Genomic DNA, 17,102 nt, shown 5'->3' on the forward strand with positions numbered 1-17,102 from the left:
GGTTTACACCAAATCTTTTACCGCTTCTTGTTCTTCCAATAATTCTTTTAAAGTCAATGCAATACGCTGTTGGCTGAATTCATCCGACAAATCCAAACCTTGCACAATCTGATAATCGCCATTTTCGCAAATCACCGGAAAGCCAAAAATCACATCTTCAGGAATGCCGTATGAACCATCCGACGGCACGCCCATGGTGACCCATTTGCCGCTGGTGCCCAAAATCCAATCGCGCAAGTGGTAGATGATGGCATTGCCTGCCGAAGCCGCTGAAGATGCGCCGCGCGCTTCGATGATGGCCGCGCCGCGTTTGGCGATTTTCGGCATGTAAACGTCGGTGTACCACGCTTCATCGTGAATCATATCGACTACCGAATCGCCATCGCTGGTGGCGTAGCGGTAATCGGCATACATGGTCGGGCTGTGGTTGCCCCATACGCACATTTTTTCGACCGAAGTGACTGGGCGGTTGATTTTTTCAGCAATTTGGCTGACCGCGCGATGATGGTCAAGACGCATCAAGGCGCTGAAATTTTCTTTCGGAATATCTGGTGCCGATTTCATGGCGATGTAAGTATTGGTATTAGCCGGATTGCCCGCCACCAAAACCTTCACATCACGGCTGGCCACTTTATTCAAAGCTTCGCCCTGTGTTTTGAAAATTGCCGCATTGGCATTGAGCAAATCCGAACGCTCCATACCTTGCGTGCGCGGACGGGCGCCAATCAAAATCGCAATATCCGCATCTTTAAATGCTACTTCCGGGTCATCGGTGGCAAACACATCCAGCAGCAGCGGAAACGCGCAATCGTGCATTTCCATGATTACACCCTGCAAAGCTTTTTGCGCATGTGGCAAATCCAGCAGCTGTAAAATCATCGGCTGGTCGCGCCCCAACATAATCCCGCCGGCAATGCGGAACAAAGTCGCATACGCAATTTGTCCGGCTGCACCGGTGACTGCGATACGGATAGGGGGTTTCAAAGTCATCATCAATCTCCGCAAGAAAAACAAAAGTTTAAAGAAGTAGGATTATAACAAAGAGTGATGGCAATAATGTGGCAAAAAGAGAAAATTTATTACAAAAATAGAAAAGGCCGTCTGAAAAGCAACAATAGATTGTTGCTTTTCAGACGGCCTTCATAGCATGATTATTCACAATTCAAATTTTTGACCTTTTCCGGAAAATCATGCAGCGCGATTTCACACATTTTCACGCGCTGTTTTTCATCGGCAGCAGGCAGCGATTGGCGCAAGAATGTGGTATTGCCGCTCTGAAACAATGCCTTTTTCTCGCCTACCTTGCGATAACACGCCTCCGCACGCTTGAAATATTCTTGGCAAACCGGCGGCATTTCTTCCAAAGCCAAAGGTTTGTGTTTGTGCATACTTCGTGCCGAGGCAGTGGAAGTCGAAGCTGCTATGGCTGCCAGCAGCAGCCACTTGAAAGCATGATTCATCATAAATTCCTTTAAATGATTAACTTCATCATTATAAAGCTGTATATCTACAAAGTCAGAAAAGTGTGCATAAAGTTTGATAAAAGATAAATAAAAGGCCGTCTGAAATCTTTCAGACGGCCGATCAGCCAAAAATATATCAGGCTGCTTTTGAAAATGGTCGGAATGAGAGGATTCGAACCTCCGACCCCCTGCACCCCATGCAGGTGCGCTACCAGGCTGCGCTACATTCCGGTTGAAGAGTAGGAATTATAAGGATTGTTGGGTGGTTTGGCAAACTAGAGGAGGTAGGATTCTCTTCTCTGGTATTTGGCGCTTGTTTTCAGTCAAAATTAATGCCGTCTGAAAGATTTCAGACGGCATTTAGGAAAGGGTAAGACATAAAGTGAGTGAATGTCGCACATCACTTTTGGATTTAGATATGAATTTAAAGTTGACGCAGTTTTATATATTTCATGGCTTTTATTGATTTAAGATATTTTTTAAATACTTACCGGTATAGCTCGCCTTAACCTTCACCACGTCTTCCGGTGCACCTTTGGCAATAATCTTGCCCCCGCCATCACCGCCTTCCGGCCCTAAATCGACAATATAATCCGCCGTTTTAATCACGTCTAAATTATGCTCAATAATCACAATCGAATTGCCTTTGCCTTTTAGACGGCCTATTACTTCAAGTAGTAAAGCAATATCGGCAAAGTGCAAGCCGGTGGTTGGTTCGTCTAGGATATATAAGGTGCGGCCGGTGTCGCGTTTGGATAATTCCAATGCCAGTTTCACGCGTTGGGCTTCACCTCCGGATAGGGTGGTGGCGGATTGGCCGAGGCGGATGTAGCCTAGGCCGACGTCCATCAGAGTTTGCAGTTTGCGGGCGACGGTCGGTACGGCTTCGAAAAAGGTGAGAGCTTCTTCTACGGTTAAATATAGGATTTCGCTGATGTTTTTGCCTTTGTATTGCACTTCCAGCGTTTCGCGGTTGTAGCGTTTGCCGTGGCACACTTCGCAGGGTACATACACATCGGGCAAGAAGTGCATTTCCACTTTAATCACGCCGTCGCCTTGGCAGGCTTCGCAGCGGCCGCCTTTGACGTTGAACGAGAAGCGTCCGACGTTGTAGCCGCGTTCGCGGGCGAGTGGTACGCCGGCGAAGAGTTCGCGGATGGGGGTGAACAGGCCGGTGTAGGTGGCTGGGTTGGAGCGCGGTGTACGGCCGATGGGCGATTGGTCGACGTTAATCACTTTGTCGAGATGCTCGAGGCCGCTGATGCTGTCGTATGGGGCGGCTTCTTCTTTGGCGCGGTTGAGTTCGCGGGCGGTGATTTTCGCCAGCGTGTCGTTAATCAGGGTGGATTTGCCGCTGCCGGATACGCCGGTGATGCAGGTAATCAGCCCCAAAGGCAATTCGAGGGTCACGTTTTTGAGGTTGTTGCCGCGCGCGCCTTTTAATACCAACATGCGGTCGGGGTTGACCGGCGTTCTTTCAGACGGCACGGGAATGGTTTTGCGGCCGCTGAGGTATTGGCCGGTAATGGAATCTTGGCTTTGGGCGACTTTTTCCGGTGTGTCGGCAATCAAGACATTGCCGCCGTGTTCGCCCGCACCCGGCCCCATGTCGATAACGAAATCGGCTTCGCGGATGGCATCTTCATCGTGTTCGACCACAATCACGCTGTTGCCCAAATCGCGCAGACGTTTGAGGGTGGCGAGCAGGCGGTCGTTGTCGCGTTGGTGCAGGCCGATAGACGGTTCGTCCAACACATACATCACGCCGGTCAGGCCGCTGCCGATTTGGCTGGCCAAACGAATGCGCTGCGCTTCGCCGCCGGATAGGGTTTCGGCGGAGCGCGACAGGTTGAGGTAATCGAGGCCGACATTAATCAGAAAGCCCAAGCGCTCGGTGATTTCTTTGAGGATTTTTTCAGCAATTTGCTGCTTATTGCCTTCTAAAGCCAGCGTTTCAAAGAAGTTTAAGGTTTGGGTGAGCGGCCATGCGGAAATTTCGTGCAAAGGCTGTTTGCCGACATAAACATAACGCGCTTCTTTACGCAAACGCGCACCGCCACAGCTCGGGCAGGCGCGGTGGCTTTGGTATTCGCGCAGCTTGTCGCGGATGGTTTCGCTGTCGGTTTCGCGGTAGCGGCGCTCCAGATTGGGGATAATGCCTTCAAAGGCATGGCTGCGTGTGAATGTGCCACCGCGCTCGGAAAGGTATTGGAATTCAATCACTTCTTTGCCTGATCCGTGTAACACGATTTTTTGGATATTGGCCGGTAATTCTTCAAATGGTGTTTTCACGTCAAAATCATAATGTGCGGCAAGTGATTGAATCATTTGGAAATAAAACTGATTTCGCTTGTCCCAGCCGTCAATTGCACCGGCAGCCAAAGACAATTCGGGATGCGCGACAACACGCTCGGGGTCGAAGAAATTATTGCTGCCTAAGCCGTCACAGCTTGGGCAGGCACCCACCGGATTATTGAAAGAAAATAGGCGCGGCTCTAATTCCTGCAAGCTGTATGAACACACCGGACAGGCAAAACGCGCCGAAAACCAATGCTCTTCGCCGCTGTCCATTTCTAAAGCCAGCGCACGTTCTTCGCCGTGGCGCAACGCGGTTTCAAAGCTTTCGGCCAAGCGTTGTTTGATGTTGGCTTTTACTTTCACGCGGTCGATGACCACATCAATATCGTGTTTGATGTTTTTTTCCAGCTTAGGCACTTCGTCCAGCGTATAGACTTCGCCATCGACGCGCACGCGCGCAAAGCCTTGCGCCTGCAAATCGGCAAAGAAATCAACAAATTCACCTTTGCGGCCGCGCACGGCCGGTGCCAAAATCATCACGCGCGTGTCTTCCGGCAAGCCCAACACATGATCGACCATCTGCGACACGGTTTGGCTCGACAAAGGCAGGTCGTGTTCAGGGCAATAAGGCGTACCGATACGGGCATACAGCAAGCGCAAATAATCGTGGATTTCGGTCACCGTACCGACGGTAGAACGCGGGTTGTGGCTGGTGGATTTCTGCTCAATCGAAATCGCCGGCGACAAGCCTTCAATCAAATCGACATCGGGTTTGTCCATCATCTGCAAAAACTGGCGCGCATAGGCCGAAAGGCTTTCCACATAGCGGCGCTGGCCTTCGGCATACAGCGTGTCAAACGCCAAGCTGGATTTGCCGCTGCCCGACAAACCGGTAACCACCACCAATTTATGACGCGGAATATCTAAATCGATGTTTTTTAAATTATGCGTGCGCGCGCCGCGGATGCGGATGGTATCGTTGTCGGAAGCGTTTTTGTGATGATGGTTGCACATAGTGTTTAGGCCGTCTGAAAATAAAATCAAGAATAGGATATTGTAGCATTTTTCGTCAGTTCAACTGATGATGTGCGTCGTTGATTTTTTCAGGCGGCCTGACTATTTGCGCCGATAATCCGTTATAATCACCCAAACCCTATAAATAAAGGAACCTGCATGAACAAACCTTCTTATCCGCACCCGATTATTGCCCGCGAAGGCTGGCCGTTTATCGCCATCGGTTTTATTGCCAGCGTGTTGGTGATGGCCGTTAATGGCTGGTTGTCGCTACCGTTTTGGCTGTTTACCATTTTTGCCTTGCAGTTTTTCCGCGATCCAGCACGCTACATTCCGCAAGATGCGGATGCGGTGTTGAGTCCGGTTGACGGCCGTGTGGTGGTGGTTGAGTGCGCGCAAGATCCATACCGCAAAACCGAAGCCTTGAAAATCAGTATTTTTATGAACGTTTTTAACGTGCATTCGCAAAAATCGCCGGTGGACGGTACCGTCGAAGCCGTTGAATACAACCGCGGCAAATTCCTGAATGCGGATTTGGACAAAGCCAGCACCGAAAACGAACGCAATGCTGTGTTGGTGACCACTGCTACCGGCCGCGAAATTACCTTTGTGCAGGTTGCCGGTTTGGTGGCGCGCCGTATTTTGTGCTACACCCAAGTCGGCCGCAAATTAAGCCGCGGTGAGCGCTATGGCTTTATCCGCTTTGGTTCGCGCGTTGATGTTTACCTGCCTTTGGATGCCAAAGCAGAAGTAGCGATTGGCGATAAAGTGACCGGTGTGAGCACCATCTTGGCGCGTTTGCCGTTGCAATCACCGGATGCCAAACCGTTTGACGATGCGCCGGTGAATGCGGCTAATGCAGCGCTGCAAACAGTGGCAGCAACAGCCCCGCAAACTGCCGAACCAGTGGTGACAGCTGCGGAAAATACTGCCGAAGTCAGCCAAGCAGCGATTGAAGAAGCGGCGGACAAAGTGCGTGAAGCTGCGGCTAAGGCTGTTTAATCTTAAATAGCATGAGATAATGAAAAGGTTTTCAGACGTCTGTCTGAAAACCTTTTTTTATGTATGAAACAAGCGCACGTTTGGCGTGTTTGACGTAGAATAGGCGTTTTAATTCAGGCCGTCTGAAAAAGGAAATCTCTTGAGTAAAGCCCGTTTGTTCCCCGTTGATAAATCTTTGGAAAAACCCGAGCGCGTGATGTTGGTCGGAGTGATGTTGAGTGCAGATTATTCCGGTGCCAATGAATTGCGCGAGCAGTCTTTTCAGACGGCCTTGGAAGAAGCGGCCGATTTGGTGCGGGCAGCCGGTGGCGATTTGGTACAGATAGAAACCGCCAAGCGCGATAAAGCGCATACGGCGTTGTTTGTCGGCACGGGTAAAACCGATGAGCTGGCCGCAGTGGTGAAGCAGTATGATGTCGATTTGGTGGTGTTTAACCACGAGCTGACGCCAACACAAGAGCGCAATTTGGAAAAAGAATTGCAATGCCGCGTGCTCGACCGCGTGGGCTTGATTTTGGCGATTTTTGCCAAGCGCGCGCAATCGCAAGAGGGTAAATTGCAGGTGGAATTGGCGCAGTTGTCGCATTTGAGCGGCCGCTTGGTGCGCGGCTACGGTCATATGCAGAGCCAAAAAGGCGGCATTGGCTTGAAAGGCCCGGGCGAAACGCAATTGGAAACCGACCGCCGCTTGATTAACCAAAAAATCACTGCGCTGAAAAAACAATTGCAAAGCGTGCGCAAGCAGCGCGCCACACGCCGCAAATCGCGTGAATCAGGCTGTCTGAAAACCTTTGCCATTGTCGGCTACACCAATGCCGGAAAATCCAGCTTGTTCAACCGCTTAACCAAAGCTGATGTGTTGGCGAAAGACCAATTATTCGCCACGCTCGACACCACTGCGCGCCGCTTGTTTTTATCGCATGAAGCCAGTGTGATTCTCACAGATACGGTGGGCTTTGTGCGCGATTTACCGCATAAATTGGTGTCGGCTTTTTCGGCTACATTGGAAGAGACTGCGCTGGCGGATGTGTTGCTGCATGTGGTGGACGCATCGAATCCGGATTTTCAACGCCAAATCGATGACGTGAACGAAGTATTGCATGAAATCAAGGCGCATGAAGTGCCGCAATTGGTGGTGTATAACAAAATCGATTTGCTGCCCGAAGGTGAGCGTGAAGCCGGTGTATTGCGCGACCATCGCGGCAAAGCGGTGGCGGTGAATATTTCGGTGGAGAAAAGTTTGGGCTTGGAAGTTTTGCGCGAAGCGATGATTGAATATGCGCTGGTGGATAAGGCCGTCTGAAATGGTTTTATGCCATCATTCCTCTTCGTTGCCAACGACAAAAGAATAATTGAATATTGACGGTTATTGTTATGAAAAAAAGTTGTTTTCACTGCGGACTTGAAATTCCTGAGCATATCCATTTACCCATAATTTATGAAAATGAAGAGCGCGAAACATGCTGTATGGGTTGTCAGGCGGTGGCACAAAGCATCATTGATGCCGGCCTGGGCAACTATTACAAACAGCGCACCGCCGATGCGGAAAAAGCCGCTTTGCCCGAGCAGGATATTTTGTCGCAACTGAAGCTCTATGATCTGCCCGAGGTGCAGGCCGAATTTGTCGAAGTGGGCGAGGGCGACGAGCGCGAAGCGGTGTTGATGCTTGGCGGCATTACTTGCGCGGCTTGTGTGTGGTTGATTGAGCAGCAATTGTTGCGCCTGCCCGGGGTGAAGCGTGTGGATTTGAATTACAGTACCCACCGCGCGCGCGTCTCGTGGAATAACGGCCAAGTCGCGCTTTCGGATATTTTATTGCGTGTGCAGTCAACCGGTTATACCGCATCGCCTTATGATGCGCAGAAAGTGGAAGAGTCGGCCAACAAAGAGCGCAAACAATTTATCGTGCGCTTGGCGGTGGCAGGTATGTGCGCCATGCAAACCATGATGTTTGCCTTACCAACTTACCTTTACGGCAACGACATCGAACCACTTTATCTGCAAATTCTCCACTGGGGCGGCTTTTTGATGGTGTTGCCGGTGGTGTTTTATTGCGCCGTGCCGTTTTACAAAGGTGCGCTGCGTGATTTCAAAAACCGCCGCGCCGGTATGGATACGCCGATTGCGATTGCGGTATTGATGACGTTTGCCGCCGGTATTTACAGCATGGTGCAAAACACCAGCGAAGGCATGTATTTCGAATCGATTGCCATGTTGATGTTTTTTCTGCTCGGCGGCCGTTTTATGGAACAAATCGCGCGACGCAAAGCCGGTGATGCGGCCGAACGTTTGGTGAAGCTTGTGCCTGCGTTTTGTCACCGCCTGAAAGATTATCCGAATAGCGATGAAACCGAAGAAGCCGTGGTCGCCAAATTGCAGCGCGGCGAAATGATTGTGGTGAAACCGGGCGAAGTGATTCCGGTTGACGGCACGGTCTTATCGGGCGAGAGCGAAGTCAACGAAGCCATGCTCACCGGCGAGAGCCTGCCCGTGGTCAAGCGCATTGACGACAAAGTAATTGCCGGCACACTCAATGCCGCCAGCCCGCTGATTATCCGCACTGATACCGTCGGCAGCGAAACGCGTTTGTCACATATTGTGAAACTGCTCGACCGCGCGTTGGCTCAAAAGCCGCGTGTGGCCGAGTTGGCTGAAAAATATGCGTCTAATTTTGTTGCTGCCGAATTGATTTTGGCGGTGCCGGTGTTTATCGGCTGGACTGTATACGCCGATGCCCAAACTGCCTTGTGGATTACCGTGGCGCTGTTGGTGATTACCTGTCCGTGCGCCTTATCGCTGGCCACACCGACCGCGCTGGCCGCTTCCACCGGCGCGCTCGCCAAAGACGGCGTGTTGATTGGTGGCAAAAACGCGCTGGAAGCCTTGGGGCAGATTGATGATGTGGTGTTTGATAAAACTGGCACACTCACGCGCGGTGAATTATCCGTCAGCCGCATCATCGCCTTAGGCCGTCTGAACAATGAAGAAGGCTTAGCCATTGCACAAGCTTTGGAGCAGCAATCCGAGCATCCGATTGCGCGCGCCATCTTGAATCACACGTCCGATAAAACCTTTTCAGACGGCCTGATTGTCGGCCAGCGGGTAAACCGCGTCGGCCACGGTGTCAGCGCGCAAATCACCTTTGGCGGACAAACGCAAATCTGGGCATTGGGGCGGGCAGAGTTTGTCGCCGAAATTGCCGGTGCATTGCCTGAAGCCACCCACATTGCCCACAACGGCAGCATGGTGTTTCTCGGCAACCAAAGCGGCTTTCAGACGGCCTTTTTATTGGAAGACGAAATCAAAGCCGGTGCGGCGGAAATGTTGGCCGATTTGAAAGCCAAAGGCATCCGCCTGCACTTATTGAGTGGCGACAGAGAAGCCGCCGTTGCCCATGTTGCCCAAACCTTGGCGCTTGATGCACATCACGCCGAAGCCACGCCGGAAGATAAATTGAATTATATGGAATCGTTGCAAAAACAAGGCCGCAAAGTGTTGATGGTGGGCGACGGCATCAACGATGCGCCTGTGTTGGCGCAGGCTGATGTGTCTGTGGCGGTGGCCGGTGGTGCCGATGTGGCGCGTGATGGCGCCGATGTGTTGTTGCTCAACGACGATATGCGCATCATACCGCAGATGCTTGACCAAGCCCGCCGAACACGCCAAATCATTCAGCAAAACCTGACTTGGGCAACCGCTTACAACCTGATTGCCGTGCCGCTGGCGGTGTTGGGCTATGTCAAACCATGGATTGCCGCGCTGGGCATGAGTTTGAGTTCGCTGCTGGTGTTGGGGAACGCGTTGAGATTGCTGAAGCGCAAGTAGCTTGTACCGGTTTGTCGAAGGAAAAATCGTTGGATATTCGAGTGTGGTTTCCTCTTGAATAGATTATTGCTTTATGTTATGTCAATATCATTTTATAGATTGAGAGAATATTGACCAGCTTGATGTTTAATCTTTTAAAGCGACAAATTTCCCTGTAAAAGTTGCTGCCAGCTCGCCTTCTGAAAACACGTCAATTTCCAATACCACTTTGCCTTTCCCACGCTTGGCAAATATATCATTCATCTGCTGCCAGCTTTCGGCGGCAACGGGGCGGGTTTGGATGGTTAAATCACCGAGCGCAGGGCGCAGGTATTGGGTTTCGCCTTGTTGAATCACGATATTGCCGGCCGCTTCCGGCAGATGGCTGTGTACCAAAGCCCAGCCGCAGGTAGTGGCGCCTAGGGCGATGGAGCCGCCGAATGCGGTGTTTTTGTGGTTGCGGTTGGGGGCGTGAGGCATGGTGAGAACAATATGTTCGCGGTCGGCTTCCTGCACTTGAATCTGAAGCGCGGCGGTGGCGGGGATGTGGGTGTGCAAAAATGCTTGTAATAATTGTGCTGTCATGATTGGATTGCCTTACGGTTTGGTATAGAATTTCATGATTAATTAGATTGAAAGATTCAATCTTTGAATAGGTCGCCTGATAACGGAATGTGATGATATTTCAAATGACGGCGGACATAAAATAAAACAAGCTTCGGAGTCAAATAATGCGGACTTTTTTCGGCGTGTGTTTGCTGGTCATTGGCGGGTGGGTATTGACGCTTTTGGATATGTTGCTGTTTTTTGATATTTTGGCAGAAATCCGCGGCATGCTGTTCGGCATTTTGGCTTTGTCTGCGCTGGTGTTGATTGCTTTGGGTGTGTTGGCGATGAAAGCACGGCGTTATTATGTGTTGGGTATGACGCTGTTGCTGTCGTCTTTGGTGATGTGGGCAACGGTTATCGGTTTTAGTATTATTGATTCACACCCGCACTGGAGCCGTTATCTGCCGACGGATTTTACCGAATCGTTCAGCAATCTTTCGTTGGCGTTTGCGTGGCTGCTGTTGAAAACCGTGGTTGGATTCGGCTTGGTGTGGCGCTATCGTAAAGCCTAATATTTTCAAGGCCGTCTGAATCGTTCAGACGGCCTTGTTGACTAATCAAGCAAACCAAATTCACCGGCTTTAAACGCGCGGATTTTTTCTAAGATTTCTTCACGCGTGTTCATCACAAATGGGCCGTAGCCGACCACCGGCTCATCAATCGGCACGCCACCGAATAAGGCCAGCTTCACATTTTCGTCTTGTGCCTGTAAACCAATTTTGCCGCTTTCGATTTCAAACGTCACCAATTCGGTTGGTTTGACCGTGCGTCCATTCACCGACACATTGCCGCGTAGGCTTACCAGCATCACGTTGTGATTGGCGGGTAAGTCAAATTCGGCGTGGCCTTGGGCGGGCAGATCCATCGTCCATAAATTGATTTCGCTAAACGTACGCGCAGCGCCTTTCACGCCGTTGAGTTCGCCCGCAATCACGTTCACTTTGGCATCGTCTTGGGGTACTACTGGAATTTTTTCTTTAGGCAAGGCTTGGTATTCGGGGGCAACTTCTTTAAATTCGCGCGGCAGGTTGACCCAAAATTGCAATTCTTCCAGCACACCGCCGCGTTCGCTGAAATCTTTGCTGTGAAATTCTTCGTGCACAATACCACGGCCGGCAGTCATCCATTGCACATCGCCTTCGCGGATAATGCCGCCGCCGCCCGAGCTGTCGCGGTGTGCTACTTCACCTTGCAGCGCGACGGTGACGGTTTCAAAACCGGCATGCGGATGGCTGCCCACGCCGCGTGGTGCGCCGAAATTGGGGGCAAATTCAGTGGGTACGCCGTAATCGAGCATCAGAAACGGGCTGGTCTGTTTGCTGACTTCATCCATGTGGGAAAACAGCGGCGACACGTGAAAACCATCGCCCACCCAATGTTTCGGCGGCGCTTGGTAGATTTGTCGAATGGTGCGCATGGTGTTCCTTGGTTTTATTTAAATGATAAAGTGATTATAAGGGCTATTTTAAAGAAAACAATCCGGTTATACGAAACGATTGCTTTCTTTAAAAGAAACAAAAGGCCGTCTGAAACCAATTGTTTTCAGACGGCCTTAAATAAATATTTAGATTATTTCACCCAAGTTACCAATTCATCGAGCGGACGGCGGAATTTGTGGGTGATTTCTTTGGCTCGGTAGCCGAAAGTACACGCCACGGAAACGCCCCATTCTTCGGGATCAAACAGGCCTTCTTCAACCAAGATACGGTTGACTTCCTTATAATCCAAGCCTTCTACCGGACAAGAGTCAATGCCGATTAAGGCCGCGCCGGTCATCATATTGGCCAAGGCGATGTAGGTTTGTTTGCCGGTCCAGTCAAACAGGGCGCGTTCGCTGCCGTAGATTTCAATGTCGTGTTTTTGGAAATTTTCATAAATCGCCACGCTTTTGGCCATTTGCTCATCGGTCAGGCCGCGTTTTTCCAGACCGGCGCGCAGGAAATCGGAATCATAAGTGGCGTTTTTCTTGGCCAAATACACCACCAAATGACTGCACGCATCCAATTGTCGCGCCATGCCCCAGCTGAAGGGCTTGAGTTTTTCGCGCAATTCGGGGCTTTGAATCACCAGAAATTTCCACGGTTCAGAGCCGACCGAGCTTGGCGACAAACGAGTAAGCTCCAACAGATAATTAAAATCTTCATCGCTGATTTTGCGCTCGGGATCGTAGTAGCAACAGGCCGAACGGAAGGTGAAAGCGTCCAATACTTGTTCTTTAGTGATACCAAACATATTGATTCCTTTACGGGTTTGGAAGTTGAGAAAATTGTTTTCATATTATAGACCTATCTAGGCCGTCTGAAAAAGCATCTCAACAAGATTGTTGTGTAAAGTTCAGATGGCCTCAAGCTGCTGTCCGACAAATTCTACAAACGCCCGCACAATGCTGGAAGGATAGCGGTGTGCCACGTAAATCATCGAAATATCGTAGCGCGGGAAATCCACATCAGCCAAAACTTCCACCAAACCATGCTGCGCGATCAACCGATTGGCCGAATAATCTGCCAATTGGCACACCGCTTTGCCCACGATGGCCATATATTCCAAGGCTGAGCTTTCATTGCAGGCAAACACATAAGGCACAAAATGCGCTTGCTTGCCCACCATCACTTTAAGCGTGTTTTCGCCATTGCGCGCCCAACCGGCCACGGGTAAAGCGGCTAATTCAGTCAAATTTTGCGGGGTACCGAATTTGGTCAATAAATCTGGGTGCGCCACCCATTTCGCGCCGACTGACAATACTTTTTTGGCAATAAAATTGTCGCCGTGCAATTCGCCCATGCGGAAAGCCACGTCAATGCCGTCTGCCGTCATATCCAGCACGCGGTCGGTCATGGTGCAATGTACTTGAATCAACGGAAACTGCGCCTGAAATGCCGCAATCCAAGCCAGCACCGGCGTGCAATCGGGTGGAGCGGAAATGCGTAATAAGCCTTTCAGACGGCCTTGTTCGGCAAACAAGACTTGCTCGGCGTTAACCAGATTATCCATGCTGACATACACCTGCTCATACAGCCGTTGCCCCGCCATGGTCGGCTTCACGCCTGATTTGAAGCGGTCAAACAATTGGATATTCAGCGATTTTTCCAGCTCGCTGATTTGGCGGCTGATGGTGGCAATTGGTACGCCTAATTTTTCTGAGGTTTTCGACAAGCTGCCGTCTTGCACAACGGCAACGAATAAGCGTAGGGCATTGAGGTTCATAAAGTTTCCGTTTATGGAAGATGGATTTCCATTTTAGTGGCTTCTTATTTTGTTTTCAACAAAATAAACTAAACGCCATTCTATTGTTCAATGAAGAGAGCGCCATGTTAGATTTTGAAACCACCGTCAAAACCCGCCAGTCTATCCGTAAATTTCTGCCGACCGAGATGACCGAAGCGGAAATCAAACAGATTCTTGCTGATGCGCAAAATGCGCCGTCTGCCTGCAATACCCAGCCTTGGTTGGTGCATATTGCTTCGGGCGAAACCTTGCAGCGCTTGCACAAAATCATCGGCGAGCGATTCCGCGAGGGCAAATTCAGCCCGGATTTTGAGTTTGACCAAAGCAAATTTACCGGCATTTATGAACCACGCTGGCGTAATCAATATGCGCACGTGTTCACGACCAGCTTCGGTGTGCCGCGTGAAGACAAAGCCGGCCGCCAGCCGGTGATCGAGCAAAACATCACTGGCTACGGCGCGGCGCACATGGCGTTTTTGTTTATGCCGAGCGTGGATAATCATGATGTCAACATCGCTGCCGACATGGGCATGTATTCGCAAACCTTTTTACTGTCGCTGACCGCGCGTAGCTTTGGCGGCATTCCGATGTTGTTTTTAGGTTTGTTTGCCGATGATATCCGCCGTGAATTGGGCGTATCTGATGAATATAAATTGCTGCACGGCATTGCCTTCGGTTATCCGGATTGGGAAGCGCAACAAAACAAAACCCATTTAGGCCGCGTGCTGATTGAAGAGAGCGCAGTATTGCATTGGTAAGCGTTAGGTAGGCCGTCTGAAACATTCAGACGGCCTTTATCATGGTCGCTATGGTTATCTTTAGAAAATTAAATTTTGAACAATATAATGATGTGATAGAATTGTCTTTATTTCATCTAGATAACTGCCATGTACGAGCAACTCAAGCTTTCAAACCAATTGTGTTTTCCGCTTTATGCTTTATCCAAAGAAATCACCCGCCGCTATACGCCTTTTCTGCAAGCGTTGGATTTGACCTATCCGCAATATTTGGTCATGCTGGTGTTGTGGGAACATGGCGAACAAAGCGTGGGCGAGTTGGGCGAAAAGCTGCATCTCGACAGCGGTACACTCACGCCACTGCTCAAACGTTTGCAAGCCAAAGAATTGGTCGAGCGCACGCGCAGCATTGAAGACGAACGCAGCGTCATCATCCGACTGACCAACAGCGGCAGAGCCTTGGAGCACCAAGCGGTAGAGATTCCCGGAAAAATGGGCACATGCCTGAATTTATCGGCTGACGAAATCGCATTGTTGCGCAAAATTGTGGCGCAATCTGTGTAATCATCGAAATCAACCATCTGAATCATGGCAAACCATGATTTTGGTTTTCTTATTAAATTGTAAAAAATATAATTTTACAAAATTATTAAATTGGCACTTAATCAACGTAGCACAGAGGTATTTATGACTGATTTATTCACCCCTTACCCCTTAAACAACGGCGTAACCATCAAAAACCGATTAGTAGTCGCGCCGATGACGCATTTTGCATCCAATCCTGACGGCACATTGGGCGAGCAGGAAGAGCGATTTGTCGGCAACCGCGCCGGTGACATCGGCATGTTTATCACCGCCGCAACCTTGGTGGCGAAAAACGGCAAAGCATTTGCCGGCCAGCCAGAAGCCATCGATGAACATCATCTGGCAGGTTTGAAACAGCTTGCCCAAACCTTGCAAAATCAAGGAGCCAAAGCGATTTTGCAAATTCATCACGGCGGCAAAGAAGCCGTCAAAGACTTGCTCGACGGCCAAGCATTGATTGCACCGTCCGACCATGAGCCAAGCGGTGCCAAAGCGGCGACGGAAGAAGAAGTTTTGTCGCTGATTCAAGCGTTTGCCAATGCCGCCGAATTGGCTATTTTGGCCGGATTTGACGGCGTGGAAATTCATGGTGCCAACGGCTATTTGATTCAGCAGTTTTTCTCGGGCGAATTCAATAAACGCGACGATGCTTGGGGCGGCAGCCTTGAAAAACGTTTGAAATTCCCATTGGCGGTGGTGGATGCCGTTGTAAATGTGCGTAAAAAACACCAAAAGCCCGACTTCATCATCGGCTACCGTTTTTCACCGGAAGAGCCGGGCGAACACGGCTTGACCATGGCCGATACCTTCGCCCTGATTGATGCATTGTGCGACAAACCCTTGCAATATCTGCATATTTCACTGTGGGAATTCAGCAAAAAAGCCCGCCGTGGCGCAGACACCAATCTGACCCGCATGGAACTGGTTCACCGCCAAATCGCCGGCCGCTTGCCTTTAATCGGTGTGGGCAACTTGCTCAGCGGCCAACAAATCCGTGAAGCTTATGCCACAGGTTTTGCAGAATTTATCGCATTGGGTAAAGCCGTGATGATTAATCCAAATATTGGCACGCTGCTGAAAAACGGCCAAGATGATCAGATTGTCAGCACGCTTGACCCGCAAAAAGACGACCATTATGGCATTCCGGATATGCTGTGGGGCTTCTGCCAGCAAGGCGGCCAGTGGCTGCCGCCTGTTCAAGGACAGGATTGGCAACCGGTTGATTTATAAATAGATTTTTGAATTCAATGGTTAAATGATAGGCCGTCTGAAAGCTGTAACAGGTTTTCAGACGGCCTTTTGATTAAGCAGCCGTAAAATAATCCTTTTAAAAATGAAAATATTGTTTTCAAAAATCGCTATTTATCTAAAGATTTGAAAATCCTATACTGAAAGCCTATTCCATCATTTCCAAAAGGGCATGCAATGAAACACATCATGAAACCGGCTTTTTTAGCTTTAGCATTGGCATTTTCAGCAAATTCTTTGGCTTTGGCGCAAAACGCGCCCGATAGCGCTGTGCAACAATGGGTTGCCACGCAAAACATTCAAAAAATCAAAACCCAAGACGGCTTAAAATTGCACTTGCAAAAAGACATTCCACACGCCAAACCCAAAGCCATTGTCGTGATTTCGCACGGTTTGGCGAGCCATTCGGGCGTGTTTGGCGATTTTGCCAAAACAATGAATGCAGACGGCATTGGCGTATACCGCTTTGATCACCGTGGGCACGGCAAATCAGACGGTCGAGACAGCATTCACATCAACAGCTATTTTGAAATGGTGGAAGATTTACGTCTGGTCGTGAAAAAGGCCAAGGCAGAATACCCAAACACGCCTATTTTTGTACTGGGCCACAGCATGGGCGGACACATTTCGGCACTCTACGGCACCAAATACCCCAATGACGTGAACGGCTTTATTTTGGCGGCAGGCGTGCTTCGTTATCATCAGATGAATTTTGGCTACCTGCCACGCCCTGAGCCCAAAAACAGCTTTGTCGATGGTTCGGTTTCTTTAACCACGCTCAATATCCCTTTTGAAGGTGCTGGCTTGTCGCTTGATAATGACCCATTGATGTTAGAAAAATTTTCGGTCTCTTTCCCCAACAGCTTTAAAGAAGGGCTTGAATACCTAAAAGACAACGCCCGCCAATTTACCGCTCCAGTGATGCTGATTAGCGGTAATAAAGATGTGTTCGTTTTACCACAAGATGCCATTGATTTTTATAATGAAACCAGATCAAATGACAAAAGTTTGGTGCTGTATCCTAATTTTGGGCATTTGCTGATGCTTGAAAAAGGCGGGCAAAAAATCAATGATGACGTGGCAGAATGGATTGGCGAGCGTGTGAAATAATTTTTGA

15 protein-coding genes and 1 tRNA gene are annotated in these 17,102 nt (G+C 49.8%); 8 read left to right on the top strand and 8 right to left on the bottom strand.

Translation table 11 applies throughout. The features are described 5' to 3' along the window. Nucleotides 1-3 precede the first annotated feature (3 nt). The 4 genes from ACM67B_RS04100 to uvrA all read right to left on the bottom strand — a co-directional run bounded on the left by ACM67B_RS04100 (nt 4) and on the right by uvrA (nt 4,775). Nucleotides 4-990 carry a malate dehydrogenase gene (locus ACM67B_RS04100; RefSeq protein WP_416190517.1) on the bottom strand — a complete coding sequence of 329 codons (987 nt, stop codon included), beginning with the start codon at nt 988-990 and terminating at the stop codon, nt 4-6. A 161-nt stretch (nt 991-1,151) separates the two neighbouring features. Then, nucleotides 1,152-1,463, bottom strand: a complete 312-nt coding sequence (locus tag ACM67B_RS04105; RefSeq protein WP_416190259.1) for a hypothetical protein — start codon at nt 1,461-1,463, stop codon at nt 1,152-1,154. Nucleotides 1,464-1,617: 154 nt separating this feature from the next. Further along, nucleotides 1,618-1,694 (bottom strand) — tRNA-Pro (locus tag ACM67B_RS04110). A gap of 228 nt (nt 1,695-1,922) precedes the next feature. Further along, nucleotides 1,923-4,775, bottom strand: a complete 2,853-nt coding sequence (gene uvrA, locus ACM67B_RS04115; protein WP_416190260.1) for an excinuclease ABC subunit UvrA — start codon at nt 4,773-4,775, stop codon at nt 1,923-1,925. A gap of 159 nt (nt 4,776-4,934) precedes the next feature. On the opposite strand from uvrA, the gene ACM67B_RS04120 reads away from it, so the two are divergent. From ACM67B_RS04120 to ACM67B_RS04130, 3 genes are all read left to right on the top strand, one after another. After that, entirely contained in the window at nt 4,935-5,777 is an 843-nt protein-coding gene (locus ACM67B_RS04120) for a phosphatidylserine decarboxylase (protein WP_416190261.1), read from the top strand. 139 nt (nt 5,778-5,916) lie between these two features. Then, nucleotides 5,917-7,080 carry a GTPase HflX gene (gene hflX, locus ACM67B_RS04125; protein WP_416190262.1) on the top strand — a complete coding sequence of 388 codons (1,164 nt, stop codon included), beginning with the start codon at nt 5,917-5,919 and terminating at the stop codon, nt 7,078-7,080. 71 nt (nt 7,081-7,151) lie between these two features. Then, nucleotides 7,152-9,602 carry a heavy metal translocating P-type ATPase gene (locus ACM67B_RS04130; RefSeq protein WP_416190263.1) on the top strand — a complete coding sequence of 817 codons (2,451 nt, stop codon included), beginning with the start codon at nt 7,152-7,154 and terminating at the stop codon, nt 9,600-9,602. A 126-nt stretch (nt 9,603-9,728) separates the two neighbouring features. On the opposite strand, the gene ACM67B_RS04135 is transcribed toward ACM67B_RS04130, so the two are convergent. Next, nucleotides 9,729-10,166 carry a YiiD C-terminal domain-containing protein gene (locus ACM67B_RS04135; RefSeq protein ID WP_416190264.1) on the bottom strand — a complete coding sequence of 146 codons (438 nt, stop codon included), beginning with the start codon at nt 10,164-10,166 and terminating at the stop codon, nt 9,729-9,731. A 146-nt stretch (nt 10,167-10,312) separates the two neighbouring features. Between ACM67B_RS04135 and ACM67B_RS04140 the strand changes: the two genes are divergently transcribed. Then, entirely contained in the window at nt 10,313-10,702 is a 390-nt protein-coding gene (locus ACM67B_RS04140; protein WP_416190265.1) for a hypothetical protein, read from the top strand. 41 nt (nt 10,703-10,743) lie between these two features. Here the strand turns inward: ACM67B_RS04140 and ACM67B_RS04145 are convergent, their stop codons facing one another. The 3 genes from ACM67B_RS04145 to ACM67B_RS04155 form a co-directional block, all read right to left on the bottom strand. Then, a complete protein-coding gene (locus ACM67B_RS04145) occupies nt 10,744-11,607 on the bottom strand; it encodes a pirin family protein (RefSeq protein ID WP_416190266.1) in 864 nt (287 codons plus the stop codon). 152 nt (nt 11,608-11,759) lie between these two features. Then, nucleotides 11,760-12,422: an NAD(P)H-dependent oxidoreductase gene (locus ACM67B_RS04150; protein WP_416190267.1), complete on the bottom strand. Its 663-nt coding sequence runs from the start codon at nt 12,420-12,422 to the stop codon at nt 11,760-11,762. Nucleotides 12,423-12,524: 102 nt separating this feature from the next. Continuing rightward, nucleotides 12,525-13,394: a LysR family transcriptional regulator gene (locus ACM67B_RS04155; RefSeq protein WP_416190268.1), complete on the bottom strand. Its 870-nt coding sequence runs from the start codon at nt 13,392-13,394 to the stop codon at nt 12,525-12,527. A gap of 104 nt (nt 13,395-13,498) precedes the next feature. Between ACM67B_RS04155 and ACM67B_RS04160 the strand changes: the two genes are divergently transcribed. The 4 genes from ACM67B_RS04160 (at nt 13,499) to ACM67B_RS04175 (ending at nt 17,095) form a co-directional block, all read left to right on the top strand. Further along, the gene (locus tag ACM67B_RS04160; protein WP_416190269.1) at nt 13,499-14,173 is read left to right on the top strand and encodes a nitroreductase; all 675 of its coding nucleotides are present in this window, start codon (nt 13,499-13,501) and stop codon (nt 14,171-14,173) included. A gap of 129 nt (nt 14,174-14,302) precedes the next feature. Beyond that, nucleotides 14,303-14,716 (top strand): MarR family winged helix-turn-helix transcriptional regulator, encoded by a 414-nt coding sequence (locus tag ACM67B_RS04165; protein ID WP_416190270.1) that lies wholly within the window; start codon nt 14,303-14,305, stop codon nt 14,714-14,716. Nucleotides 14,717-14,839: 123 nt separating this feature from the next. Next, the gene (locus tag ACM67B_RS04170) at nt 14,840-15,967 is read left to right on the top strand and encodes an NADH-dependent flavin oxidoreductase (RefSeq protein ID WP_416190271.1); all 1,128 of its coding nucleotides are present in this window, start codon (nt 14,840-14,842) and stop codon (nt 15,965-15,967) included. 207 nt (nt 15,968-16,174) lie between these two features. Then, complete coding sequence (locus ACM67B_RS04175) at nt 16,175-17,095, top strand: lysophospholipase (RefSeq protein ID WP_416190272.1); 921 nt, start codon at nt 16,175-16,177, stop codon at nt 17,093-17,095. Nucleotides 17,096-17,102: the final 7 nt, after the last annotated feature.

The organism is Neisseria sp. CCUG17229 (genome assembly GCF_047839235.1).
GTDB classification, from domain to species: domain Bacteria; phylum Pseudomonadota; class Gammaproteobacteria; order Burkholderiales; family Neisseriaceae; genus Neisseria; species Neisseria brasiliensis.

What these genes read in the sequence shown, in the direction of transcription:
- ACM67B_RS04120 (WP_416190261.1), top strand. Translation starts at nt 4,935, where the DNA reads ATGAACAAACCTTCTTATCCGCACCCGATTATTGCCCGCGAAGGCTGG.
- ACM67B_RS04175 (WP_416190272.1), top strand. Translation starts at nt 16,175, where the DNA reads ATGAAACCGGCTTTTTTAGCTTTAGCATTGGCATTTTCAGCAAATTCT.
- ACM67B_RS04105 (WP_416190259.1), bottom strand. Translation starts at nt 1,463, where the DNA reads ATGATGAATCATGCTTTCAAGTGGCTGCTGCTGGCAGCCATAGCAGCT.
- ACM67B_RS04135 (WP_416190264.1), bottom strand. Translation starts at nt 10,166, where the DNA reads ATGACAGCACAATTATTACAAGCATTTTTGCACACCCACATCCCCGCC.
- ACM67B_RS04140 (WP_416190265.1), top strand. Translation starts at nt 10,313, where the DNA reads ATGCGGACTTTTTTCGGCGTGTGTTTGCTGGTCATTGGCGGGTGGGTA.
- ACM67B_RS04170 (WP_416190271.1), top strand. Translation starts at nt 14,840, where the DNA reads ATGACTGATTTATTCACCCCTTACCCCTTAAACAACGGCGTAACCATC.
- ACM67B_RS04155 (WP_416190268.1), bottom strand. Translation starts at nt 13,394, where the DNA reads ATGAACCTCAATGCCCTACGCTTATTCGTTGCCGTTGTGCAAGACGGC.
- ACM67B_RS04160 (WP_416190269.1), top strand. Translation starts at nt 13,499, where the DNA reads ATGTTAGATTTTGAAACCACCGTCAAAACCCGCCAGTCTATCCGTAAA.
- ACM67B_RS04130 (WP_416190263.1), top strand. Translation starts at nt 7,152, where the DNA reads ATGAAAAAAAGTTGTTTTCACTGCGGACTTGAAATTCCTGAGCATATC.
- ACM67B_RS04165 (WP_416190270.1), top strand. Translation starts at nt 14,303, where the DNA reads ATGTACGAGCAACTCAAGCTTTCAAACCAATTGTGTTTTCCGCTTTAT.
- uvrA (WP_416190260.1), bottom strand. Translation starts at nt 4,775, where the DNA reads ATGTGCAACCATCATCACAAAAACGCTTCCGACAACGATACCATCCGC.
- ACM67B_RS04145 (WP_416190266.1), bottom strand. Translation starts at nt 11,607, where the DNA reads ATGCGCACCATTCGACAAATCTACCAAGCGCCGCCGAAACATTGGGTG.
- ACM67B_RS04100 (WP_416190517.1), bottom strand. Translation starts at nt 990, where the DNA reads ATGACTTTGAAACCCCCTATCCGTATCGCAGTCACCGGTGCAGCCGGA.
- ACM67B_RS04150 (WP_416190267.1), bottom strand. Translation starts at nt 12,422, where the DNA reads ATGTTTGGTATCACTAAAGAACAAGTATTGGACGCTTTCACCTTCCGT.